The following is a 24,763-nucleotide window of genomic DNA, read 5'->3' as shown; positions in this document are numbered from 1 at the left end:
AAAATGAGAGCATCAGAAAACGCAGAAGGAATCACCATGGCTCGCATCGTTTGTGTCGGCATTACCGTGCTGGATCGCATCTGGTATCTCGATGATTTACCGAAAGAAGGTGGGAAGTATGTCGCAAAAGACTATACGGAAGTGGGCGGCGGTCCGGCGGCAACTGCGGCGGTGGCGGCGGCAAAACTGGGCGCGCAAGTGGATTTTATTGGTCGGGTGGGTGACGACGATACCGGCAGACGGCTGCTCGCGGAGCTGGAATCCCTGGGGGTGAATACCCGCTTTACGCGCGTGTTTTGGGGAGCCCGTTCGTCACAGTCGGCGGTGCTGGTGGACGGCCGCGGGGAGCGTGTTATCGCGAACTACCCCAGCCCCGATCTCCCTGCCGCGGCAGACTGGCTGCGTGAAATCGACTTCTCTCAGTGGGATATTGTCCTGGCAGACGTGCGCTGGCACGACGGGGCAAAAGAGGCATTTATCCTTGCCCGCCAGCAGGGCGTGCCGACCTTGCTTGATGCGGACGTCACCCCTCAGGATATCGCGGAGCTGATTGCCTTAAGCGATCACGCCGCCTTTTCCGCGCCGGGGCTGCAGCGTTTAACGCAGCGGGAGAAAACCGAAGACGCGCTGAGAAAAGCACAAACGCTCACAAATGGACATGTTTACGTCACCCAGGGGCGAGACGGCTGCTTCTGGCTGGAAAATGACACGCTGTGCCATCAGCCCGGCTTTGAGGTAAACGTGGTGGATACTACCGGGGCAGGCGACGTTTTCCACGGCGCGCTGGCGGTCAGCCTGGGGCAGCAATCGTCCGCAGCAGACGCCGTGCGTTTTGCCAGCGCCGTCGCAGCCCTGAAATGCACAAAGCCCGGCGGGCGCGCGGGTATACCCGACTGTGATCAAACCCGCTCTTTTTTGTCACTTTTTGTATAAAATGCGGGGCGTGATGGTATTCAGAGGACAGCCCATGAGCCCTACCGAACTAACCGGCAACCCGCGTCACGATCGGCTGCTGACGCTGATAGCCGATCGCGGCTATATGAACATTGATGAACTGGCGCAGCTGCTGGACGTGTCGACGCAGACGGTGCGCCGGGATATCCGCAAGCTCAGCGAGCAGGGGCTTATCACGCGCCATCACGGCGGTGCGGGCAGGGCATCCAGCGTGGTTAATACCGCGTTCGAACAGCGCGAAGTCTCGCTTACCGATGAGAAGCGAGCCATCGCCGAAGCGATTGCCGACTACATTCCCGATGGCTCCACCATTTTTATCACCATCGGCACGACCGTGGAGCACGTTGCCCGGGCGCTGCTTAACCATAATCATCTGCGCATCATCACCAACAGCCTGCGGGTGGCGCACATTCTCTATAAGAACCCGCGCTTTGAGGTCATGGTGCCCGGCGGCACGCTGCGCCCGCACAACGGAGGCATTATCGGGCCTGCGGCAACGGCGTTCGTGTCGGGATTCCGCGCGGATTACCTGGTCACCAGCGTCGGAGCGATAGAGCACGACGGGGCGATGATGGAATTTGACGTCAATGAGGCCAGCGTGGTGAAAACCATGATCGCTCACGCCCGGCACATTTTACTGGCGGCCGATCGTACGAAATACCAGGCGTCTGCGGCGGTCGAAATCGGCAACGTGGCGCAGGCGACGGCGCTCTTCACAGACCAGCTGCCCGGCCCGGCGCTGCAAAATCACCTTAAATCCAGCAAGGTTGAAATTGTTGAAGTAAATTCAACCGACGAGCAGCAGGCAGGTTAACCCTTCTCCTGGCCCGACATTCACGTTCGGGCCATTCGTTTCTTTAAGCTGAATCTCACGCATAGCCAAACCTTATCTTTCCCGCTACAGTTACTTTTCCACGGCGAAAGGAGATAAACATGCTTTATATCTTTGACTTAGGAAATGTAATCGTCGACATCGATTTCAATCGGGTGCTGGGCGCATGGAGCGATTTTAGCCGTGTACCGCTGGCGACGTTAAAGCAGAATTTTAAGATGGGAGAAACCTTCCATCAGCACGAGCGCGGTGAAATCAGCGATGAAGAATTCGCTGAGCGCTTCTGCCATGAAATGGATCTGCCGTTAAGCTACGAACAGTTTTCCCACGGCTGGCAGGCGGTATTTGTGGCGATCCGCCCGGAAGTCACCGACATCATGCATAAACTGCGCGAGCAGGGGCATCGCGTGGTAGTACTGTCGAACACCAACCGCCTGCATACCACCTTCTGGCCGGATGAATACCCTGAAATTCACGCGGCGGCGGATAAAATCTATCTTTCCCAGGAGATGGGCATGCGCAAACCTGAAGCGCGTATTTATCAGGCGGTTCTGCAGGAAGAAGGATTCTCCGCCGCCGATGCGGTCTTTTTCGACGACAATGCCGATAATATAGAAGGAGCTAACCAGTTGGGTATCACGTCAATTCTGGTGACCGGAAAAGAGACGATACCGAACTATTTTGCGAAGCAGCTATGCTAAAAACCGTTCATCAAAAAGCCACGCACCACACGCGTCCCTTCAGGGCGTGGCTGAAACTGCTCTGGCACCGCATTGATGAGGACAATATGACTACGCTGGCGGGGAATCTCGCCTACGTGTCGCTGCTCTCACTGGTGCCGCTGGTGGCGGTCATCTTTGCGCTTTTTTCCGCGTTTCCGATGTTTGCCGACGTCAGCCTCCAGCTTCGCCATTTTGTTTTTGCGAATTTCATTCCCGCCACCGGGGATGTCATTCAGAACTACATTGAGCAGTTTGTTGCCAACTCCAGCAAGATGACGGCGGTAGGGGCGTGCGGGCTTATCGTCACCGCGCTGCTGCTGATGTACTCCATCGACAGCGCGCTCAACACCATCTGGCGGAGCAAAAAAGTCCGGCCGAAGGTTTACTCCTTTGCCGTGTACTGGATGATTTTGACGCTCGGCCCGCTGCTGGCGGGAGCGAGCCTGGCGATCAGCTCGTATCTCCTTTCGCTGCGCTGGGCGAGCGACTTAAACAGCGTGATTGATAACGTGCTGCGCATCTTCCCGCTGATTTTGTCATGGCTCTCGTTCTGGCTGCTTTACAGCGTGGTGCCGACCATTCGTGTTCCCAATCGTGATGCCGTGGTGGGGGCGCTGGTGGCGGCAGTGCTCTTTGAACTGGGCAAGAAAGGATTCGCGCTTTACATCACCATGTTCCCGTCGTATCAGCTGATTTACGGCGTGCTGGCGGTGATCCCCATTTTGTTCGTCTGGGTCTACTGGACCTGGTGCATCGTCTTGCTTGGTGCCGAAATAACTGTCACTCTCGGGGTCTACCGCGAACTAAAAAAAGCAGCGATTGCTGAAAAAGAACAAGAAGCAGACCAACCATGATTGCATTAATTCAGCGCGTAACCCGTGCCAGCGTCACCGTGGAGGATAAGGTGACGGGTGAAATTGGCCCAGGACTTTTGGTGTTGTTAGGTGTCGAAAAGGATGACGACGAACAAAAAGCCAACCGCCTGTGCGAGCGCGTGCTGGGCTACCGCATTTTCAGCGATGCGGATGGCAAGATGAACCTGAACGTCCAGCAGGCGGGCGGCAGCGTGCTGGTGGTTTCCCAGTTTACGCTGGCGGCCGATACCGAGCGCGGCATGCGTCCGGGCTTTTCGAAAGGCGCAGCGCCGGACCGAGCAGAAGCACTTTATGAGTACTTTGTTGAGCGCTGCCGCCAGCAGGACATGAACACGCAAACCGGACGATTCGCTGCAGATATGCAGGTATCGCTGGTGAACGATGGCCCCGTCACATTCTGGCTCCAGGTATGAGCCAGCTGGCGGCGCGGCCGCGGGTAACAAGAGAGAGTACAGCTATGTATCACCTTCGAGTACCGCAAACGGAAGAAGAGTTAGAGGTCTATTACCATTTCCGCTGGGAAATGCTGCGCAAGCCACTACATCAGCCGCAAGGGTCTGAACGCGACGCCTGGGACGCCATGGCGCACCATCAGATGGTGGTGGACGAGGAGGGTAATCTCGTCGCCGTTGGACGCCTGTATATCAACGCCGATAACGAAGCCTCTATCCGTTTTATGGCCGTTCACCCTTCCGTGCAGGACAAAGGTCTCGGCACCCTGATGGCGATGACCCTGGAATCCGTCGCCCGTCAGGAGGGGGTTAAGCGCGTGACCTGTAGCGCCCGCGAAGACGCCGTCGAGTTCTTTGCCAAGCTGGGGTTCGTGAATCAGGGCGAAATCGCCGCCCCGCAAACCACGCCGATTCGCCACTTTTTGATGATCAAACCTATCGCCACCCTGGACGATATTCTGCATCGCGCCGACTGGTGCGGACAGCTGCAGCAGGCGTGGTATGAGCACATTCCCCTCAGTGAGAAAATGGGCGTGCGCATTCAGCAGTACACCGGGCAGAAATTCATCACTACGATGCCGGAAACCGGCAATCAGAACCCGCACCATACCCTGTTTGCCGGCAGCCTCTTCTCGCTGGCTACCCTGACCGGATGGGGGCTGATCTGGCTCATGCTGCGCGAGCGTCATCTGGGCGGCACCATTATTCTGGCCGATGCCCACATTCGCTACAGCGCGCCGATCAGCGGCAAGCCGAGCGCGGTGGCCGACCTTGGCGCACTGGGCGGCGATCTCGACCGCCTGGCGCGCGGCCGTAAAGCGCGCGTGCAGATGCAGGTGGAGCTGTTCGGCGATGAAACGGCGGGCGCGGTATTCGAAGGAACCTATATCGTTCTTCCTGCGAAGCCGTACGGCGCGTATGAAGAGGGCGGGAACGAGGAGGAGTAGCCTCCCGGTTTTATCGCCGGGCGGCACTGATACGCCAGGCGATATCCCGCATCACGTCCCTCGCTGACTGGCTCACGCCGCCAAGCTGAAAGAAGCCATGTATCACGCCCAGCCACCGTTGGGCCGTGCATGTCACGCCCTGCTCAGACAGATGCTGATACAACATCTCACCCTCATCGCATAGCGGATCATATTCAGCGGTAATAATGTGTACTGGAGGAAGACCGCTAAGATCATCCCGCCACAGCGGGCTGGCTTCTGGATGCTGGCGATCGGCCCCGGCCAGATACATTTCATATCCGCTCAAAAGGGTATCGCGAGTAATCACGTAATCCATGCCATTGAGGGTATAGCTTTCAAAACTGGCCGTAGCGTCGAGCATGGGATAGATAAGAAGGAGCTGCGCGGGATCCCAGAGACCTTTGGCTTTAAGCCGCAATGACGTTACCAGCGCAAGATGACCTCCCGCGCTGTCTCCACAAAGTGTAATCCGGTTTTTATCCACACCTAATTGTTCTGCATTTTGCCAGACAAGATCTGCCGCTCTCTCTGCATCGTCATGCGCAGCGGGGAACGTATGCTCGGGTGCGAGTCTGTACTGAACCGCAATGACCCGGCAGTTACCGTAAAACGCCAGTTGGCGAAGCTGATTATCATGGGTTTCAAACCCACCGCTGACAAAACAACCGCCATGATAGTAGAGGGCAGAAGGTAACATTTCAGGGGCATTGAAAGGCGAAAATACCTGAAAGGTCATATCCTCAAGAACAAGCGTCTCAACCTGGACACGTGTTTCTGTTTCTCCGGCCAGCGCTGTGCTGGCGACATACCCGCTTCTCCGGTCATCAATACTCTGCTTTCGCGAGGAAGGTCGTCCTGCGGCAATAAACTCCTGTACCAGCTTATCAATACCCTTCTCCAGAGCCATGGTTACGTCCTTTTACTGTGTGTTTATACAGTTTATAGCCTGGTTTACAGCAGATGAAAACAGAGAAATGTTAAGAGGTGAATATTGTGGAAAGCGGCTCGCAAAATCGATCATTCCCTAAAAAACGTCCTTTCACCCTAAATTGATAAGGAGTATTTTGCCTGAAAATTAACCGAAGATGATATGCTAAGGTGATATATGAGCGTTTTGGCGGAACTTGATATGGGCAGAATACTTATCGATTTGTCTGATGACGTGATTCAACGTTTGGATAACCTCAAGCAATTGCGAAATCAGCCACGTGCTGAACTGCTTCGGGAAGCGATAGAGCTGTATCTCGACCAGCAGAGTTCTTCTGTTATCCGAAATGCGCTTGGTCTGTGGGGAGACAGAAAAGAGGACGGGCTTGAGTATGAACGTAAGCTGCGTGAGGAGTGGTGATCATGAAGAATATGGCCGTGTTTGACACCAATATTCTCATTGATCTCTTCAACAACCGTGTTGAAGCTGCGGATGCGATTGAGCATACCGCGTCGCATCGTGCCGTCAGCTTAATTACCTGGATGGAAGTGATGGTGGGCGCTCGCAGGCATGGTCATGAAGCGAAAACGGCAGCCGTGATGGGCGCTTTTGAAATTATTGATGTGTCTCGGGATATCGCGGAAAGAAGCGTTTTACTACGTGAGAAGCATGGAATGAAACTGCCTGATGCTATCATCCTGGCCACAGCGCAGAGCAGAAAATGTCCGTTGATTTCTCGCAACACGAAAGTTTTTGCGGGTATTGACGAGGTCCTTACGCCTTACCACCTGTAGGCCGGGCAAGCTCGCGCCGCCCGGCACTCTCACAGGAGATTACTCCCCCTCACCCGGGAACAGGAACGGGTTAATCGAGCTGCGGGCAAAGCCCTCCTGCTCCATCTTCGCGTCCAGAATCAGCGAGGCGAGATCGTCGGCCACGGCTTCGACTTTCGGGTCTTTTTCCTGATACAGAATCTTCAGGTAGGTCCCGCAGTCGCCGCAGCTCTCCGCTTTCACCGCCGCTTCTTCGTTTTCCAGCGACCAGTAGTTCAGATCGCGGGTCTGTTCGCAGTTGCTGCACTTGATGCGCACCACGTGCCACTCGGTTTCACACAGGTTGCAGTGCAGGTAGCGCAGCCCCTGAGTGGTGCCAATCTGCACCATGCTGGAGACCGGCATTGAGCCGCAGACCGGGCAGAACTGACGTGCCTCACCGTATTCGGCGCGGGCCTTGCCCGGGATCAGGCTTGCCATTTGCGCCCAGTAGAGCGACAGCGCAGCCCAGATGAAAGGCGCTTTATCGCTGCTCACCAGGGAGAAGTCGGACGCGAACAGCGCGCTCGCCATCTCTTCCAGCTCCAGGTCAGAGGCTTTTTCCAGATTCTCGATAACCGCCAGCGCGGTACCGCTCATTTCCGGCTTCAGCTCGGCAATGAGCGAATTCAGCAGCTTTTGCCAGTGCTTGTCGCGCGGCAGCACGTGAATATCCAGCGGCGGCTTGCCCTGGACGTTGGCTTCCTTGATGCGCGCGGTCAGATCCATTTGCAGCGGGTGGTCGTACAGCACCACTTCCTGCGCGTGGGCAACCAGCGCGGCAAAGCGCAGAAAATCGCCCAGCGGGTTATTCTCTGCCAGCTCGCGCAGACGCTCTGCGCGGCGGTTGTAGAGGTTCTTGAGTCTGGGGAATAACAACGGCGGAATGTAATCCGCCGTGCGTTTCTCGCTCGACCCCAGCTCATCTTGCGGGATTATGCGAATACTCATTCAGATGACTTTTCCTGTTTCTGGCGGACTTCACGGTACCAGCGCGGGTGATGTTTCTTCGCCCACGTGCTGGTAACCCATCCTTCCACCATCGCGGTAATGGTGCCTTTCACCCAAAGGGCGGCGTAGATATGCACCATGATAACCACAATTAGCGCCACTGCGGCAAATGAATGCAGCATCAGCGCGAATCGGATCACCGGGATTGAGAAAGCAGGCGCAAAGTACGGACGCCAGATGATCACGCCGCTCACCAGCAACAGGACCAGGAAGATAATCGCCGCCCAGAATACGCATTTCTGGCCGAAGTTATAACGCCCGGTATCACCTACTTCCTCGTTGACGACGATCTTACGAATATTCTTCGCCCAAAAGATATCATCCCGATTGATTAGGTTATGGTGCCAGTAGCGGAAAAACATGATGATGAACGACGCGAACATGATGACGCCCACAAACGGGTGCAGGATACGCGCCAGCTGCGGTGTCCCCATGATCTGCATCAGCCAGTTGAAGGACGGGAAGAAGAACCCCAGCCCGCTTATCGCCGCCAGCATGAAGCAGAAGGCGGTGACCCAGTGGTTGATGCGTTCCGGCGCGGTGTAGCGCACGATGGTGTCACGTTTTCTCATTTGCGCACCTCGTCTTTCTCTTCATGCAGGTTGTCGTCTTCCTCTTCCGCGCGGTTCGGACCAACGCCGACGTAGTGGAAGATGCTCGCTGCGAAGGTGGCAGCAAAACCGACCGCTGCCAGCGGTTTCCAGATGCCTTTCCAGAACTTCACGGTGGCGCTGATTTCCGGGTTCTCCGGCAGGCCGTGATACAGATTCGGCTTGTCGGCGTGGTGCAGCACGTACATCACGTGCGTACCGCCAACGCCTGACGGATCGTACAGGCCCGCGTTGTCGTAACCGCGGGTTTTCAGCTCGCCCACGCGCTCTGCCGCCAGCGTTTTCATATCCTCTTTGGAGCCAAAGTGGATAGCGCCGGTTGGGCAGGTCTTCACGCACGCAGGCTCCTGGCCGACGGTGACGCGGTCAACGCACAGCGTGCATTTGTAGACGCGGTTGTCTTCCGGGTTCAGGCGCGGTACGTCGAACGGACAGCCGGCGATGCAGTAGCCGCAGCCAATGCACTGCTCGGACTGGAAGTCGACGATGCCGTTGGCATACTGAATGATAGCCCCTTCTGACGGACACGCCTTCAGGCAGCCCGGATCCGCACAGTGCATACAGCCGTCTTTGCGGATAAGCCATTCCAGCTTGTCGTTCTGCTCCACTTCCGAGAAACGCATCACCGTCCAGGACTTGGCGGTCAGGTCCGCCGGGTTGTCGTACACCCCGACGTTGTGACCCACTTCGTCACGCAGGTCGTTCCACTCTGAACAGGCCACCTGACAGGCTTTACAGCCGATACAGGTGGTCACGTCGATAAGCTTCGCCACTTCCTGCTGGTGGTCCCGCGCCTGAGGCGCGGGCGTGAAACTGTTTGTCGCGGAACGACGGATAATGTCTTGAGATTGATAAGCCATAAGTCGTCTCCGTTACACCTTTTCCACGTTCACGAGGAAGGCCTTAAACTCCGGCGTCTGCGTGTTCGCATCGCCGACGAACGGCGTCAGGGTGTTCGCAATGAACCCTTTCTTCGCCACGCCCTCGTAACCCCAGTGAATTGGGATGCCGATGGTATCCACCTGCTGTCCGTGAACGTTCAGCGTGCGAATACGCTTGGTCACCACCGCCTTGGCCTTAATGTAGCCGCGGTTAGAGGAGACCTTGACGGTATCGCCATGGGCGATGCCGAGCTTGCCCGCCAGCTTCTCGCCGATCTCCACGAACTGCTCCGGCTGCGCGATGGCGTTAAGCAGCGCGTGCTTGGTCCAGTAGTGGAAGTGTTCGGTCAGACGGTAGGTGGTGCCCACGTACGGGAACTTGTCCTTTTTACCCAGCGCTTCAAAGTCGCCCTTGAAGATACGGGCTGCCGGGTTAGAGACCACGTTCGGGTGCAGCGGGTTGGTGCCCAGCGGCGTCTCAAACGGCTCGTAGTGTTCCGGGAACGGACCTTCCGCCATCTTATCGATAGCAAACAGGCGTCCCATCCCTTCAGGCTGCATGATAAACGGCCCAACGTCGCTGCCCGGTGCGGCAGTGCTGTAGTCCGGAATATCCACGCCGCCCCATTTCGCGCCGTCCCACTTCAGAAGCTGACGCTTCGGATCCCACGGGTTGCCCTGCGGGTCAGCGGATGCGCGGTTATAGAGGATGCGGCGGTTGAGCGGCCACGCCCATGCCCAGCCCAGCGTATTGCCGAGGCCCGACGGGTCGGCGTTGTCGCGGTTGGCCATCTGGTTGCCCTTCGGCGTCCAGCTGCCGGCAAAGATCCAGCAGCCGCTGGAGGTCGTGCCGTCATCGCGCAGGTGCGCGAAGGTGCTGAGCTGATCGCCTTTCTTCGCCAGCACGGTGCCGGTGGCCGGGTCGATAACGTCCGCCAGCGCCTTACCGTTGCTCTCCATCGCCACTTCTTCCGGCGCAGGGTTTTCCGGCGTCGAGTAGTTCCAGGTCATGTTCAGCACCGGTTCCGGGTTCGCGCCGCCTTCTGCCGCATACATCTTACGCAGGCGTAAGAAGATACCGGCCAGGATCTCGCCGTCGTTCATGGCGATGCCCGGGGCGTCCGCGCCTTTCCAGTGCCACTGCAGCCAGCGGCCGGAGTTAACGATAGAACCGTTCTCTTCCGCGAAGCAGGTGGACGGCAGACGGAACACTTCGGTCTGAATCGTCGACGGATCGACGTCGTTCGATTCACCGTGGTTCTGCCAGAAGGTCGAGGTCTCGGTATTGAGCGGGTCAATTGTGACCAGGAACTTCAGCTTCGACAGTGAGGCAACAACCTTGTTTTTGTTCGGGAACGAGGCCACCGGGTTAAAGCCCTGGCAGATATAGCCGTTGACCTGGCCCTGGTGCATCATTTCGAAATACTGCAGAACGTCGTAGCCCTTGTCCCACTTCGGCAGCCAGTCAAAGCCCCAGCTGTTTTCAGCCGTCGCTTTGTCGCCGAAGAAGGCTTTCATCATTGAGACGAAGAACTTCGGATAGTTGCCCCAGTAGTTCACCTGGCCTTCGAGCAGCGGTTTTGGCGTGCTGGCCGTCAGGTAGGTCTGCAGGTCGGTCTGCTTCTCGCTCGGCAGGTTCATATACCCCGTCAGGCTTTGAGAGAGCAGGCCGAGGTCGGTCAGGCCCTGAATGTTGGAGTGGCCGCGCAGGGCGTTCACGCCGCCGCCTGCCATCCCCATGTTGCCGAGCAGCAGCTGAACCATCGCCATGGTGCGGATGTTCTGCGCGCCGATGGAGTGCTGCGTCCAGCCGAGCGCATACAGGAACGACGCGGTTTTGTCTTTCGCGCTGGTTTCGGCGATAAGCTCGCACACCTTCAGGAAGTCCGCCTTCGGCGTCCCACAGATGTTTTCCACAACGTCCGGCGTGTAGCGGGAAACGTGCTCTTTCAGCAGGTTCCACACGCAGCGCGGGTGCTGCAGGGTGGTATCGCGCTTCGCAAAGCCTTTCTCGTCCAGCTCGTAGTTCCAGCTGGTTTTGTCGTATTTGCGTTTCTCGGCGTCATACCCGCTGAACAGGCCATCGTCGAAGCTGTAGTCCTCACGCACGATCAGGCTGGCGTTGGTATAGGCTTCGGTGTATTCGCGGTTATATTTTTCGTTGGTCATCAGGTACAGCAATACGCCTGACAGGAAAGTGATGTCAGTACCTGAACGAATAGGGGTGTAGAAATCCGCCACTGACGCAGTACGCGTAAAGCGGGGATCGATCACAATCAGTTTCGCACCGTTGTGGATTTTGGCTTCCATCGCCCAGCGGAACCCGACGGGGTGCGCTTCAGCGGCGTTACCGCCCATCACCACGATGAGGTTGGCGTTCTTGATGTCGACCCAGTGGTTGGTCATCGCACCGCGACCAAATGTTGGAGCAAGACTTGCTACCGTTGGTCCGTGTCAGACGCGCGCCTGGTTGTCGACCGCGAGCATACCGAGTGCGCGCGTGAATTTCTGGGTTAAATAACCGGTTTCGTTGCTGGAGGCAGAAGCACACAGCATGCCGGTAGAGAGCCAGCGGTTGACGGTGACGCCGTCGCCGTTCTTCTCAATAAAGTTGGCATCGCGATCTTCTTTAATGTGTTTTGCGATGCGGTCAAACGCCTCTTCCCAGCTGATTTGCTGCCACTTGTCTGAGCCTGGCGCGCGATATTCCGGGAATTTCAGGCGGCTTTCGGAGTGGATAAAGTCCACCAGACCAGCCCCTTTCGGGCACAACGCTCCACGGTTTACCGGATGGTCCGGGTCGCCTTCGATGTGGAAGATAGACGCTTTGGCATTTTTTGCACCGTCGCCGAGGCTATACATCAACAGCCCACAGCCGACGGAGCAGTACGTACAGGTGTTACGGGTTTCGCGGGTGCGCAGCAGTTTGTACTGCCGTGTTTCCGCCAGCGCTACGCCGGGCGCGAAGCCCAGTGCCGCTGCCGTTGTGCCTGCCATACCGCCAGCGCAGATCTTAAAGAACTGCCTTCTGCTGACCTGCATGGGTCACTCCTTGGTTCATTTCGACATTGCTTTGTAGTTTTACTTTGCGGTTGAGAATTGACCGCAAAGGAGAAAAATTTGCGTTAATCCCTCATTTCTCCGAGGGATATCACCAGAATACCACAATGTCGGTACGCCTGTTCCAATGGCGTTAAAACAAAGTGAACGTATTATCACGTCATTGATTATAAAATGTGATATCAATCACAATATTAACCCTGCATGTTAAAGGGGTGTAGCATGCGCTGTATTGCACCTATCCCGAGGGAGTAGGTAAACTTGATGAGGATGGGTGCTGAAAAGTTGATCCATACTATGCGTAAGGCCTGCGCTTTATGGTGCAATAGCAGGCTCACCTCCGTGGTTTTTCAGGAATACCGTTGTGTCTAAACTAAACCGTGCTGCCCACTCGTTACCCCTGCCTGCGGGCGTTGTGGAACTGTCGGTGCACAGACCGCCCCACATTACCCACGCCACGCCCGATTTTCTGGCGGAGGAAGTGCCCGTTGCCCTGGTTTACAACGGGATCTCGCACGTGGTGATGATGGCCTCGCCGAAAGATCTTGAGCTGTTCGCGATCGGTTTTTCCCTCTCGGAAGGCATCATCGACCATCCGCAGGAGATCTACGGCATGGACGTGGTGCAGGCCTGCAACGGCCTCGAGGTGCAAATCGAACTCTCAAGCCGTCGCTTTATGGGGCTGAAAGAGCGCCGCCGCGCGCTGGCCGGCCGCACCGGCTGCGGCGTTTGCGGCGTAGAGCAGCTCAACGATATCGGTAAACCCGTCGCGCCGCTGCCGTTTACCCAGACCTTTAACCTTGGGAACCTCGATAAAGCGCTTGAGCACCTCAACGACGTTCAGCCTATTGGTCAGCTGAGCGGCTGTACGCATGCGGCGGCGTGGGTCCTCCCGGCGGGCGAGATTATCGGTGGTCATGAAGACGTGGGTCGCCACGTGGCGCTGGACAAGCTGCTGGGCCGCCGCGCGCGTGAAAATGCCGTCTGGCAGCAGGGCGCGGCGCTCGTTTCCAGCCGCGCCAGCTATGAGATGGTGCAAAAGGCGGCCATGTGCGGCGTAGAGATCCTGTTTGCGGTCTCGGCGGCGACGACGCTGGCGGTAGAAGTGGCAGAGCGCTGCAACCTGACGCTGGTGGGCTTCTGCAAGCCGGGAAGGGCAACGATTTATACCCATCCACAGCGCTTAATTGTTGGTCAGTAATTTTGAAAGAGAATAGCAAATCCTTCCGCTTTTAGTTGTTCATGATGAGGTCTATTATTTATCTCATCAAGGCAAAGCGCCTTACCTAAACAACTTAATGAAAGGGTTTATCTTATGAAAAGCATCAAAACTTTTGTCGCTGTAATCGCTCTGGCTACTTCTTTCGGTTCTTTCGCTGCACAGTCTGTGACCGCAACCGCCTCTACCATTGATGGTGCAGAAGCGAAAATCGCCGCACAGGCTCAGGAAGCAGGCGCATCGTCTTACAAAATTACTCAGGCCTTCACCGGTAACCGTGTACACATGACCGCTGAACTGAACAAATAAGCCGTGTAGCCACTGTCCCTTGCGCTTCGGTGCGGGGACAGGTTTCTTACCGTAGTAGCGCCATAAACTCCCCGTAGTGCTTTAATTTCTCGATCGTCTCTGGCGAATGGCGGCTCAGCACGCTGGCCAAAAAGCTAAATATCTTCAGTTCCTGCCGATTCGCTGCGCTGGCGCAGGCCATCAGCACATGCCTGACCTCATCACCGTTAACGCACACTGGCGACTCAAGGGTAATAAAATACCCACGAAAGGGCTGTGGCCGTTCGCTCCAGCAGTGAGGAATGGCAATCCGATTCACAATTAAATTCTCGCCTTCCCGCTCTCGCTGACAAATGTGCTGCGCTTCAGTTGAACTCATGCATTTATCACCGCACAGCCGTGCCGTAATACCATTGACGATCTGCGCCCAGCTTTCGCCCGGAGCATTGTGATAGTGAAAATCCCCGTCTTGTGGGAAAAAGCGCTCCGGCTGCTGGCGGATAAACGCAGATGCCAGATAATCTTTAATCTGATCGATACCGGCGGCACTAATAATATTGCGGATGGTCAGCACGCGGTCCTGCCTGTCATCCAGCGGGTAATGGCTATTGTTAATCACCACTCCTGGCGTCAACTCATCACACAGCGCCCAAAGCGCCTCGGGCGTGCGTACCACCATCACCCGGCAGTTCAACACCTCGCGTTCAATCGCCATTTTATTAATTGTCGCAATCGCATTCTGGTCAGAGAGAAGAATAACCGGGGTCGATTCGTGATGGTGTCGTTCCAGCGCGCAGGCGAAGTAAAGCCCCGGGAGATCGCTGTCGATAAGCGGTATATCCACCACCGTTCGCAGATGATTAATGAATTTTACGCTCATGTCGAACGCCGCCGGCCACGCGGCTTTAAGATTATTCATTGATCCCTGACGGTTCTCAGCAAGCCATTGCGGCATGGCGACGCAGCGCTTGAGATGGCCAGTTAAATCCTCAATCAGCTGCGCGTCGACGATGTGAGGTTGACCCGCCGTGGTATTGGCGGCAAGCCGTTCGGTTACGTATTCAGGCGTCATGCCGTTCGCCTGCTGCTGCAAACTGTCCAGCCGTTTAGCCAGCACGCTGAGGACCACAGGGTTTATCCAGATGCCCGCACGTTCTGTACACGGCTTTAACGCGTGATTTCCATGGAACGAAGAGGTGTCGATAAGATGCTGGCGCAGGGCGTACGCCGCGAGGATCGTACTCACCACATAGTCTGTCGCCACGTCAGGCCAGTCCGTGAGCTGACGACACTGCTCCTGAAGCGTGGCGAAGGTGTCGGTAGTTATGCCTGCGAGTGGATAAACAAAGGGATCTTTTCGAAACAGGTTAGCCAGCAAAATAATGCGCTTATCCTGCCCGACCGCCACGTAATGGCCAGAACCGGGGCGGCTTGCGAGGGTAAATGCCCGGGCGTGACGTACTTTCAGGCGTGGTAAACGCTCGGCCACCCAGGCGTCGGGTAAATTCAGCGCGTCAGCAAGCTGCGCGCGGGAGATGACCGGATTGATCAGCAGCAGCGCCAGCATCCGATCATCATTATCATGGCGCTGTAAAAGCTGGAAATAGCCTTTGCGGTCAATCATATCCAGCTGATACAGGGTGCTGCCCATGGCTCTGATGCGCGCCTTGCCGCTCAGGGTAAAGTTAAGGTAGTCGATATCGCGTAGGATAGTGCGAGCGGAAACGCCGGTCTGCCGCGCCAGCACGCTAAGCGATACGGGCTGCGATTCAAGTTCGTCGAGTAGGGCAAACTGGCGTTCATTGAGCATGATGCGTCCTTAGCGAAAATGCGTCATCGCGGCGACCTTTTCCTCGTTCAGCGACATCAGCAGTTCATGCACCATCGCGAAGGCCGCATCGTAATCCATTGTCGAGATCATACCGCTATTGGCGTGCAGATATCGCGTGGGTAAACACAGCGCGACCACCGGACGACCCCCGCCCATCACGTTATAACGCCCGCCGTCGGTCGCGCCGGTTTTCATGGTACTGAATTGCAGCGGCGTTTCCCGTTTGGCTGCGCTGGTTTTTAGTGCGCTCAGCAGCGTCTGGTTCGGGAAATAGCGTTTGTCGAACAGCATTACGCCCGGCCCCTGGCCCAGCCTGAGTGGATACTTCACGGCGTCGATGCCCGGTACATCACCCGCCACGGCGGTATCCAGCACGATAACCACGTCCGGCTTAATGTGCTCGGCAGACGTTTGTGCCCCGCGCAGGCCCACTTCCTCTTCGACGCTGCCCACGCCAAAAAGGGTGATGTCCGGGTTATTGACCGCCACAAATAGCTCTGCCATCAGCGCGCATCCCGCGCGGTTATCCAGCGCTTTGGCGACAATCTTATCCTCGCCCCATCTGCAAAAGTCTGATTCCGGACTGATAAAATCCCCCATTGCGATATCGCGGCTCAGTACCTCTTCACGACTGTTGGCCCCAATATCGACAAACATCTCATCAAAACTCATCGGCAGGCTTTTTTGCTTTTCGCTCAGGGCATGTGGCGCAACGGAGCCAATCACGCCGGGAATTTTCCTCCCGCTTCGGGTGCGGATGGTCACGCGGTGGTTTAGCATCGACTGGCTCCACCAGCCACCAATGGTATCGAAGCGGATAAAGCCCTCGTCGGTAATATGGGTCACCATAAATCCGACCTCATCCATGTGCCCGACAATCGCTACCTTCGGACCGCGTGCGCCTTTACGGGCGATAAAGCTGCCCAGCCCGTCAAAGGTGATGTCATCGGCGTGCGGCTCCAGCGTGTCGATCAGGATATCGCGCACTTCCTGTTCGTCGCCGCTCACCGCGTTGGCGTCACACAGTGCTTTCAGTAAATTAGCGTTCATGAATTGCCTCCCTTCGCGCGGCCTGCCGCTTCAGCCAGCCGCCTTTGAGTAAAATAATCAGCGAGATATTCAGCGCCAGACCAATCGCCAGCACCAGATAGAAAGAGCTTGCCGGAGACATAAGGCCAATCAGCGGATCGAACACGCCCAGCCCGGGGGCAAGGCGCTGAATGCCAAATGAAACAGTCAGCATGCCCGCGATCCCGCCGCTGAGGGTATTGGCGGTCAGCATCGGCAGCGGGGCCGCCAGCGCGTAAGGGATGGCCGGTTCGGTGGCGACGGTCGCGCCCACCACAATCGCGCTGCTGGCGGCCGCTTTTTCCTGTTCGGTAAACAGCTTCGGGGCAAGATAGGTGGCAATACCCGCCGCGACGGGCGGCATCAGCGCGACCACACCGACAATGGCGTACCAGTCGTAGATATGTTTTTCCAGCAGCGAGAAGCAGAAGAACCACGCGGTTTTATTAACCGGGCCGCCCATATCGAACGCCAGCATCGCGCCTACTAAAAATGCCGCGCCCAGCTTCATCGACGGTGGAATGGTATTCAGGAAATGCAGCAGGCCGCCCATCAGATCGGACATCAGCGGCCCGACCACGTACCAGGTCAGTACGCCAAACACCAGCAGCGTCACGAACGGAATCAGCATTGAGCCGAGAAGCGGCTGAAGCGCCTTGCCAAGCCTAACCTTGCGGAACCACAGCACGAAGTAGCCAATCGCCAGCCCCAGCACCACGGCCCCGAGGAACCCCGCGCCGGACTGCGTCCCGAGCAGCCCCTTATCATTCGCCAGATAGCACACCAGAAACGCCGGGGCGAAGGCTGGTTTGTCGGCTATCGACAGCGCAATGTACGCGCCCATAATCGGGATCATAAAGGTAAAGCCCAGGTAGCCGATGGACTCCACCACCCAGGTAAACGACGGCGCGCCTTTCGCCATATCAGTGTACGGTAGCCCCAGCTGTACCAGCGTATTGGCGAGCGCGACCAGAATACCGCCGCCGATGACAAACGGCAGCGCGGCGGAGACGCCCGCCATCAGATGGCTCATCACGCTGCCTTTTTGCACATCCTGTTTACCCAGCTTCACACTGCTATCGGCGGCGAAAAACTGTGATTGAGAGGCTAAATTATCAAAAATGGCGTCGATATTTTTGAGTGCCTGTGAAATCGGGATCTGATAAACCTGCTTTCCGGCAAAGCGGGCGCGATCGTCCGCGCTCAGCCCGCGCCCGGTTGCCAGAATTACGTAGTCTGCCGCGCGAATGGCGTCGTCACTCAAATGATTTTCCACGCCGCTTGAGCCCTGCGTTTCCACCTGAATGATATGGCCCCGATCGCGCGCCTTACGCTCCAGCGCCTCGGCCACCATATAGGTATGGGCAATGCCCGCCGGGCAGTTGGTGATCGCCACCAGTTTTAAGGATGGTTCCATGGCGTGCTCCTTATTGGCTCAGCGTCTTGTTGAGCAGCGCCAGCACCTGGTCGGCGTCGCCCTGCTTAAGCTGTGAGATAAAATCGTCGTGGATAATTCTGCGGCACAGGCTGCCAATCACTTTGACCTGGTCATCCTCCCCTTCCGGTGGCACGCCGAGGCAGATCCAGCAGGTAACGGCCTCGTCGTCGCTGGCTCGCCAGTCCACCCCCTCGGTTTGACGTGCAAACAGTACGAACGGCGCCCTGACGGTGGCGCTTTTGCCGTGCGGAACGGCGATGCCGGAGCCGAAACCGGTAGAGTGCAGTTTTTCACGCAGGAGCAGCGTCTGTAAAAATGCGCTGCGATCGCCGACGAAGCCGTTTTGATAAGCCATGTCGGCCAGCGCTTTGAGAATGGAATACGGGCTATTGCCGCGAATATTGAGGTCAATACAGTGGGCGGTGAGAAGGGCCATCGAATCACTCCGTTGAAGAATGCGTTAAGGCATTTTACGGGTGCGATACGTCGGCTTTGAGCGGGAATATGTCAGGCAGGCGTGACAAGAGGGCAGGGAGTGAAGCGGGTTATTTGTGGGCTGCGGCACACTTTGGGGTGAGACATTTCCCTGACGAATTATTCATCGTCAGGGAAGTGATTGTATCAATGCAAACCCGCCAGGCGCAGCAGCGCCGTCACCACCGCCGCCGCGACGATCACCACGATCAACGGCATCTTTCGCCAGGCTAAAAACACCGCAAACGCCACGCCCAGCACCCGCGCCATGCCGGCGAAATGTTCCCCTTCATAAAACGTGGTCGCCAGCGCCACCGAAAACAGCAGTACCGTTGCCGCATCGGAGAGCAGGGCCTGTGAACGCTCGGAAAGCGCCAGCCGGTTGCCCAGTTTTGCCCCGCCGAGGCGCATCAAATACGTTCCCAGAGAGAGCACGGCAATGCCGAGAATAAAGACCGTCATGTTTTCCATTATTTTTTCCTCGCGGCGAGGCCGAGTAAAGAGAGCAGAACCGGCAGGCCCACCGGGGCAAACGGCACGGCGGCAAGCGACAGCGCCGCGCCGGTGCAGGCGCGGATCAGCGTGGTGCGGTTTTTAAACGCGGGCACCACCAGCGCCAGCAGAATGGCCGGGAATACCGCATCCAGCCCGATGGTTTCCGGGGCGGGCAGCAGCTTGCCGACCATCGCGCCCAGCAGCGCGCCGAGCGGCCAGATAATCGCCACGCCCAAACCGCACAGCCAGTAGGCCGCTTTACGCTGCTCGGGCGTTTTCTGCGACAGGCCGAACACCACGCTTTCGTCGTTCATGATGTGGCAGCCCAAATAGCTCAGGCCGCGCTGGCCGACCAGCTCACGTACCGTGACGCCGAACGGTACATGACGCGCGTTCACCAGCAAACCGGCCGCCGCCGCCAGCGGATTACCGCCGCTCGCCACAATGCCGATAAACATAAATTCGGACGCGCCCGCCAGCACGGTAATGGAGAGCACAAACGGCACCCAGACCGGGAAGCCGTAGGCCATCGCCAGCGAGCCGTAGGACATCCCGACCACGCCCACCGCGAGGCACACCAGGATGATTGCTTTTATCGTGTCGCCTTTCAGGCAGGAGAGGTGATGCTTCATACAATTTTAGCCATATCGAACGTATTTCCATTATAATGAACGCATCAACATCGTTTTTCAAGACGAACGATTCGTTCGATTTATAGAACAAGAGGCCGTTATATGACGCAGCCAATCAGCGCGATCGCCAAAAGCCTGGTGCGGGAACGCCTGCGAACCGGGCTATCACTGGCAGAAATTGCCCGACGCGCCGGAATAGCAAAGTCCACGCTTTCGCAGCTGGAGTCCGGCAACGGCAACCCGAGCCTGGAAACGCTCTGGTCGCTTTGCGTGGCGCTGGATATTCCCTTCGCCCGGCTGTTCGAACCGCAGCAGCCTGCCACCCAGGTGCTACGCCGGGGTGAAGGCACGAAGGTGATTGCCGGGCAGGCCAACTACGAGGCCATTCTGCTGGCCGCCTGCCCGCCGGGCGCGCGACGCGATGTCTACCTGCTGCTCACCCAGCCGGGCGCAGACCGCATTTCCCAGCCGCATCCACCGGGATCGGTTGAGCACATTATTGTGACCCAGGGGCGGGCGTTAGTCGGCCTGATCGACGCGGCGGAAGAGCTGGGGCCGGGGGATTACATTTGCTATCCCGCTGACCTGCCGCATATCTTTAAGGCGCTGGAGCCGGATACGCACGCGCTGCTGGTGGCGGAACAAAATTAACGAAGATACGGAAAATCATGTCGCTTAAAGCCATTGCCAAAGAACTGGGGCTGTCTGTTACCACCGTCAGCCGTGCCCTCAACGGATATGACGACGTCTCCGCCGAGACGCGCGCCCGCGTGGAAGCCGAAGCCCAGCGTCGTGGCTACCGACCGAACACCTTCGCCCGCCGCCTCAAGATGGGCAAAATCGACGCCGTCGGGCTGGTATTTCCGGTGCATCCCGTTCCGCTCAATAACAGCGTGTTTATGGACATGGTCGGCGAAATTAGCCACGAACTGGCGCGACATGAGATCGACCTGCTGCTGATTGCCGATGATGATTTGGCCGATAAGCACAGCTATATGCGTATGGTGCAAAGCCGCCGCGTGGATGCGCTTATTGTGGCGCACACGCTGGACCACGATCCGCGTCTTGTGCAGCTTCAGGCCGCCGCTTTTCCGTTCCTCGCGCTCGGGCGCAGCCATCTCCCGCAGCCGTACGCGTGGTTTGACTTCGACAACTATGCCGGTACGTATCAGGCTACCCGCTGGCTCATCGAGAAAGGCCATCAGCGCATCGCCCTGCTCGGCGAAAGCAACAACCAGGCGTTCATCACCCAGCGTCGACAGGGCTATCTGGACGCTCTGCGCGAGGCCGGGCTTTCCAGCGAATGGCTGCGCGCCATGCCGCCGTCGCGCCGCGTAGGGTATGCCACCACCAAAGAGCTTCTCGCCCTGCCGCAGCCGCCCACGGCCATCATTACCGACTGCAACACCCACGGCGACGGCGCGGCGATGGCGCTGGCGCAGATGGGGCGCTTAACCGGCGATAGCGCCGTCTCGCTGGTGGTCTACGATGGATTACCGCAGGACAGCATCGTCGATATTGACGTGGCGTCGGTGATTCAGTCCACCCGTCAGGGCGTTGGGAAACAGATTGCCGACATGGTGCGCCAGCTGATTAACGGCGACGATATTGAGCAGCTTCAGGTGCTCTGGCAGCCTGAATTCTCTCCGGGCCAGACGGCCTAAACCCAACAAAATTCCAAACCCGATCACAGATCCGAAACGTTTTGGTTTCTATCCGAAACGTTTCGGATCAACACTCAGGACATCCCGACGACAGGAGATGTCTGATGCAAGATTCCATTTTTCGACTTGAAAGCAATACGGTAGACGTGGTGATTAAAACCCACCCGTTCGCCGAAATTCTCTACTGGGGGCCGCACCTTCAGCACTTTTCGCCGCAGGATGCGCTGAGTATTGCGCGCCCTGTTGCGAACGGCAGGCTGGACGTTGACTCCCCGGTCGCGCTGATGGCGGAGCTGGGGCACGGCCTGTTTGGCTCGCCGGGCATTGAGGGGCACCGCCAGGGGCTGGACGGTTCCCCTGTGTTCAAAACCACGCAGGTGCAGCAGGAATTAAACACCCTGACGATTACCGCTGAGGATGAGCATGCGGGGCTGCGCCTGACCAGCGAGCTGGCGCTGGACGCCAGCGGCGTGCTGGTAGTGCGCCATGGCTTAACGAACCTGAAAGCGATCCCCTGGCAGGTGGATCGCTTCGCCGTCACGCTGCCGGTGGCGGAACGCGCGCAGGAGGTGATGGCCTTCCACGGACGCTGGATTAGAGAATTCCAGCCGCACCGCGTAACGCTTGAACACGACGGCTTCGTAATTGAAAACCGCCGGGGTAAAACCTCCCACGAGCACTTCCCGGCGCTGATTTCTGGCACGCCGTCGTTCAGCGAAATGCAGGGCGACGTCTGGGGCGTGCATCTGGGCTGGAGCGGCAACCACCGCCTGCGCGCGGAGGCCAAAACCGACGGTCGTCGCTATCTGCAGGCCGAAGCGCTTTACCTCCCCGGCGAAATGGCCGTGGAAGAGGGCGACACGCTCTGGACGCCGCGCCTGTACGCCAGCTACTCCACGCGCGGCCTGAACGGCATGAGCCAGCAGTTCCACCGTTACCTGCGCGATAACGTTATCCGCTTCCCGGACGACAAACCGCGGCCGGTGCATCTCAATACCTGGGAAGGGATCTACTTCAACCACGACCCGGACTACATCATGCGCATGGCCGACGAGGCCGCGGCGCTGGGGGTGGAACGCTTTATTATCGACGACGGCTGGTTCAAGGGCCGCAACGACGACCACGCCGCGCTGGGCGACTGGTATCTGGACGAAAAAAAATACCCGAACGGCCTGACGCCGGTGATCGATCGCGTCAAACGGCTCGGCATGGAGTTTGGCATTTGGGTTGAGCCTGAGATGATCAACCCCGATTCGGATCTGTATCGCGCGCATCCTGACTGGGTGCTGGCGCTGCCGGGCTATCCCCAGGCGACCGGACGTCATCAGCTGGTGCTCAACCTCAACATCCCGGAGGCCTTTGATTACCTCGTGGAGCGCATGAGCTGGCTGCTGGGCGAGCACGCGGTCGACTACGTGAAGTGGGACATGAACCGCGAGCTGGTGCAGCCGGGGCACAACGGCAAGGCCGCCGCCGACGCGCAGACCCGCCAGTTCTATCGGCTGCTGGACGTGCTGGGCGAGCGCTTCCCGCATATTGAGTTTGAATCCTGCTCCTCCGGCGGCGGGCGAATCGATTACGAAGTGCTGACACGCAGCCACCGCTTCTGGGCGTCCGACAACAACGACGCCCTGGAACGCAACGCTATCCAGCGCGGCATGAGCTACTTCTTCCCGCCGGAGGTGATGGGCGCGCATATCGGTCATCATAAATGCCACGCGACCTTCCGCCAGCACAGCATTCAGTTTCGCGGGCTGACGGCCCTGTTTGGCCATATGGGGCTGGAGCTGGATCCGCTTACCGTCGATGAAGATGAGCGTGAAGGCTATCGGCACTACGCCGCGCTGCACAAGCGGTGGCGCGAGGTCATTCATCACGGCACGCAGTGGCGCGTGGATATGCCGGACGCCACCACCCTGGCACAGGGTATCGTGAGCGAAGATAAGACGCAGGGGCTGTTTATCGTCAGCCAGCTCAGGATGCCGGATTACACCCTGATGATGCCGCTGCGCATGCCTGGGTTAGACGCCAGCGCGCAGTACCGCATCACGCTGCTCGATCACCCAAATATCCAGATTACGGGAGAGGGTGGACACACCATGCGCAAGCTGCCGTCGTGGATGGAAACGCCGCAAACGGCGAGCGGCGAGTGGCTGATGCAGGCGGGTCTTGCGCTGCCGATTCTGGATCCGGAAACCGCCATTCTGATTGGCGTTGAACGCGTGTAAGGGTGACGGGCCGGGCAGCCGTCCCTCCGTTGAGGATAAAAATAATGAACACAACAACCTGTACCCACAAAGACAACCCTAACTTCTGGATCTTCGGGCTGTTCTTCTTTCTCTACTTCTTCATCATGGCCACCTGCTTTCCGTTCCTGCCGATCTGGCTGTCGGACATCATTGGCCTGAACAAAACCCATACCGGGATTGTCTTCTCCTGCATCTCGCTGTCGGCCATCGCCTTCCAGCCGGTGCTTGGGGTGATTTCGGACAAGCTGGGGCTGAAAAAACATCTCCTGTGGGTAGTCGCGGTAATGCTGTTTCTGTTCGCGCCGTTCTTCCTGTACGTCTTCGCGCCATTGCTGAAAACCAGTATCTGGCTGGGGGCGCTGAGCGGCGGGTTATATATCGGCTTTGTCTTCTCGGCGGGATCGGGGGCGATTGAGGCCTACATTGAACGCGTGAGCCGCAACAGCTTCTTCGAATACGGCAAGGCGCGCATGTTCGGCTGTCTCGGCTGGGGGCTGTGCGCCTCAACGGGCGGCATCCTGTTCGGCATTGACCCGTCGTACGTGTTCTGGATGGGATCGGCGGCGGCGCTGTTGCTGATGCTGCTGCTGGTGGTCGCGAAGCCGAAGCCCAACCAGACGGCGCAGGTCATGAACGCCCTTGGCGCGAACCAGCCGCAGATCACCGCTAAAACCGTGTTCAACCTGTTCCGCCAGCGCAGAATGTGGATGTTCATTCTGTACGTGATTGGCGTGGCCTGCGTGTATGACGTTTTCGATCAGCAGTTTGCCACCTTCTTTAAAACCTTCTTCGCCACGCCGCAGGAAGGCACCCGGGCCTTTGGTTTTGCCACCACGGCGGGGGAAATTTGCAACGCCATCATCATGTTCTGCTCGCCGTGGATCATTAACCGCATCGGCGCGAAAAACACGCTGCTGATTGCCGGGCTTATCATGGCGACGCGCATCATCGGCTCGTCGTTCGCCACCACCGCCGCGGAGGTCATTGCCCTCAAGATGCTGCACGCGCTGGAAGTTCCGTTCCTGCTGGTGGGCGCATTTAAGTACATCACGGGGGTATTTGATACGCGCCTGTCGGCGACTATCTATCTGATCGGCTTCCAGTTTGCTAAACAGTCGGCGGCCATTTTCCTCTCCGCCTTTGCCGGGAATATGTATGACCGGATCGGCTTCCAGGAGACGTACCTGATGCTGGGCTGCTTCGTACTGGCCGTCACGCTGGTATCCGCGTTTACGCTTTCAAGCCGTAAAGACGTTGACGCACTACAGGCTGCGCCCATGACTCGCTAAGACATAAGCG

General features: G+C 57.8%; 25 protein-coding genes. 14 read left to right on the top strand and 11 right to left on the bottom strand.

The window, feature by feature from the left end:
- Positions 1-36: 36 nt before the first annotated feature.
- From D5067_RS22935 to fabY, 6 genes are all read left to right on the top strand, one after another.
- Entirely contained in the window at positions 37-933 is an 897-nt protein-coding gene (locus D5067_RS22935; protein ID WP_119938083.1) for a sugar kinase, read from the top strand.
- Positions 934-967: 34 nt separating this feature from the next.
- Positions 968-1,768, top strand: a complete 801-nt coding sequence (locus D5067_RS22930; protein WP_119938084.1) for a DeoR/GlpR family DNA-binding transcription regulator — start codon at positions 968-970, stop codon at positions 1,766-1,768.
- Between the two features lie 119 nt (positions 1,769-1,887).
- The gene (gene yihX / locus D5067_RS22925; protein ID WP_119938085.1) at positions 1,888-2,487 is read left to right on the top strand and encodes a glucose-1-phosphatase; all 600 of its coding nucleotides are present in this window, start codon (positions 1,888-1,890) and stop codon (positions 2,485-2,487) included.
- Entirely contained in the window at positions 2,481-3,362 is an 882-nt protein-coding gene (locus tag D5067_RS22920; RefSeq protein ID WP_119938086.1) for a virulence factor BrkB family protein, read from the top strand. The genes yihX and D5067_RS22920 overlap by 7 nt, the downstream gene beginning before the upstream one ends.
- Positions 3,359-3,796 (top strand): D-aminoacyl-tRNA deacylase, encoded by a 438-nt coding sequence (gene dtd, locus D5067_RS22915; RefSeq protein ID WP_119938087.1) that lies wholly within the window; start codon positions 3,359-3,361, stop codon positions 3,794-3,796. Before D5067_RS22920 ends, dtd begins: the two co-directional genes overlap by 4 nt.
- Positions 3,797-3,840: 44 nt before the next feature.
- Entirely contained in the window at positions 3,841-4,782 is a 942-nt protein-coding gene (gene fabY / locus D5067_RS22910) for a fatty acid biosynthesis protein FabY (RefSeq protein WP_158616507.1), read from the top strand.
- A gap of 10 nt (positions 4,783-4,792) precedes the next feature.
- On the opposite strand, the gene D5067_RS22905 is transcribed toward fabY, so the two are convergent.
- Complete coding sequence (locus tag D5067_RS22905; protein ID WP_119938089.1) at positions 4,793-5,710, bottom strand: alpha/beta hydrolase; 918 nt, start codon at positions 5,708-5,710, stop codon at positions 4,793-4,795.
- Positions 5,711-5,908: 198 nt separating this feature from the next.
- Between D5067_RS22905 and D5067_RS22900 the strand changes: the two genes are divergently transcribed.
- Positions 5,909-6,151, top strand: a complete 243-nt coding sequence (locus tag D5067_RS22900) for a ribbon-helix-helix protein, CopG family (protein WP_015569912.1) — start codon at positions 5,909-5,911, stop codon at positions 6,149-6,151.
- 2 nt (positions 6,152-6,153) lie between these two features.
- Positions 6,154-6,525 (top strand): PIN domain-containing protein, encoded by a 372-nt coding sequence (locus D5067_RS22895; protein ID WP_119938090.1) that lies wholly within the window; start codon positions 6,154-6,156, stop codon positions 6,523-6,525.
- Positions 6,526-6,564: 39 nt separating this feature from the next.
- Here D5067_RS22895 and fdhE read toward each other — a convergent pair whose 3' ends face one another.
- The 4 genes from fdhE to fdnG are packed head-to-tail and all read right to left on the bottom strand — an operon-like array spanning position 6,565 to position 12,088.
- Complete coding sequence (fdhE, locus tag D5067_RS22890; RefSeq protein WP_119938091.1) at positions 6,565-7,494, bottom strand: formate dehydrogenase accessory protein FdhE; 930 nt, start codon at positions 7,492-7,494, stop codon at positions 6,565-6,567.
- A complete protein-coding gene (gene fdoI / locus D5067_RS22885) occupies positions 7,491-8,126 on the bottom strand; it encodes a formate dehydrogenase cytochrome b556 subunit (RefSeq protein ID WP_008501832.1) in 636 nt (211 codons plus the stop codon). Before fdoI ends, fdhE begins: the two co-directional genes overlap by 4 nt.
- Positions 8,123-9,025 (bottom strand): formate dehydrogenase subunit beta, encoded by a 903-nt coding sequence (fdxH, locus tag D5067_RS22880; protein ID WP_064328011.1) that lies wholly within the window; start codon positions 9,023-9,025, stop codon positions 8,123-8,125. Before fdxH ends, fdoI begins: the two co-directional genes overlap by 4 nt.
- 12 nt (positions 9,026-9,037) lie before the next feature.
- Complete coding sequence (gene fdnG, locus D5067_RS22875) at positions 9,038-12,088, bottom strand: formate dehydrogenase-N subunit alpha (protein WP_119938092.1); 3,051 nt, start codon at positions 12,086-12,088, stop codon at positions 9,038-9,040.
- A 382-nt stretch (positions 12,089-12,470) separates the two neighbouring features.
- On the opposite strand from fdnG, the gene fdhD reads away from it, so the two are divergent.
- Positions 12,471-13,307, top strand: coding sequence for a formate dehydrogenase accessory sulfurtransferase FdhD (gene fdhD / locus D5067_RS22870; RefSeq protein WP_119938093.1), 837 nt, complete (start codon positions 12,471-12,473; stop codon positions 13,305-13,307).
- Positions 13,308-13,421: 114 nt separating this feature from the next.
- Positions 13,422-13,634, top strand: coding sequence for a YdgH/BhsA/McbA family protein (locus tag D5067_RS22865; protein ID WP_119938094.1), 213 nt, complete (start codon positions 13,422-13,424; stop codon positions 13,632-13,634).
- A gap of 46 nt (positions 13,635-13,680) precedes the next feature.
- On the opposite strand, the gene D5067_RS22860 is transcribed toward D5067_RS22865, so the two are convergent.
- The 6 genes from D5067_RS22860 to D5067_RS22835 form a co-directional block, all read right to left on the bottom strand.
- The gene (locus D5067_RS22860) at positions 13,681-15,423 is read right to left on the bottom strand and encodes a putative frv operon regulatory protein (protein ID WP_119938095.1); all 1,743 of its coding nucleotides are present in this window, start codon (positions 15,421-15,423) and stop codon (positions 13,681-13,683) included.
- A gap of 9 nt (positions 15,424-15,432) precedes the next feature.
- Positions 15,433-16,494: an aminopeptidase gene (locus tag D5067_RS22855; protein ID WP_119938096.1), complete on the bottom strand. Its 1,062-nt coding sequence runs from the start codon at positions 16,492-16,494 to the stop codon at positions 15,433-15,435.
- Positions 16,484-17,929: a PTS fructose-like transporter subunit IIBC gene (locus D5067_RS22850; RefSeq protein ID WP_119938097.1), complete on the bottom strand. Its 1,446-nt coding sequence runs from the start codon at positions 17,927-17,929 to the stop codon at positions 16,484-16,486. Before D5067_RS22850 ends, D5067_RS22855 begins: the two co-directional genes overlap by 11 nt.
- Positions 17,930-17,939: 10 nt before the next feature.
- The gene (locus D5067_RS22845) at positions 17,940-18,386 is read right to left on the bottom strand and encodes a PTS fructose transporter subunit IIA (protein ID WP_119938098.1); all 447 of its coding nucleotides are present in this window, start codon (positions 18,384-18,386) and stop codon (positions 17,940-17,942) included.
- A gap of 185 nt (positions 18,387-18,571) precedes the next feature.
- Entirely contained in the window at positions 18,572-18,895 is a 324-nt protein-coding gene (locus D5067_RS22840) for an AzlD domain-containing protein (protein ID WP_119938099.1), read from the bottom strand.
- Positions 18,895-19,551: an AzlC family ABC transporter permease gene (locus D5067_RS22835; protein ID WP_119938100.1), complete on the bottom strand. Its 657-nt coding sequence runs from the start codon at positions 19,549-19,551 to the stop codon at positions 18,895-18,897. Before D5067_RS22835 ends, D5067_RS22840 begins: the two co-directional genes overlap by 1 nt.
- Before the next feature lie 102 nt (positions 19,552-19,653).
- Between D5067_RS22835 and D5067_RS22830 the strand changes: the two genes are divergently transcribed.
- The 4 genes from D5067_RS22830 to D5067_RS22815 all read left to right on the top strand — a co-directional run bounded on the left by D5067_RS22830 (position 19,654) and on the right by D5067_RS22815 (position 24,753).
- On the top strand, positions 19,654-20,202 hold the full coding sequence (locus D5067_RS22830; RefSeq protein ID WP_119938101.1) for a helix-turn-helix domain-containing protein: 549 nt from the start codon (positions 19,654-19,656) through the stop codon (positions 20,200-20,202).
- 17 nt (positions 20,203-20,219) lie between these two features.
- Complete coding sequence (locus D5067_RS22825) at positions 20,220-21,215, top strand: LacI family DNA-binding transcriptional regulator (protein WP_119938102.1); 996 nt, start codon at positions 20,220-20,222, stop codon at positions 21,213-21,215.
- 104 nt (positions 21,216-21,319) lie between these two features.
- The gene (locus D5067_RS22820) at positions 21,320-23,443 is read left to right on the top strand and encodes an alpha-galactosidase (protein ID WP_119938103.1); all 2,124 of its coding nucleotides are present in this window, start codon (positions 21,320-21,322) and stop codon (positions 23,441-23,443) included.
- A 44-nt stretch (positions 23,444-23,487) separates the two neighbouring features.
- Entirely contained in the window at positions 23,488-24,753 is a 1,266-nt protein-coding gene (locus tag D5067_RS22815) for an MFS transporter (RefSeq protein WP_119938104.1), read from the top strand.
- The last annotated feature ends 10 nt before the right edge of the window (positions 24,754-24,763 follow it).

The sequence above is a fragment of the Enterobacter huaxiensis genome (assembly GCF_003594935.2).
Taxonomy (GTDB): domain Bacteria; phylum Pseudomonadota; class Gammaproteobacteria; order Enterobacterales; family Enterobacteriaceae; genus Enterobacter; species Enterobacter huaxiensis.
The sequence above is the reverse complement of the archived record's forward strand: the minus strand, read 5'-3'. Positions and strand labels throughout refer to the sequence as shown.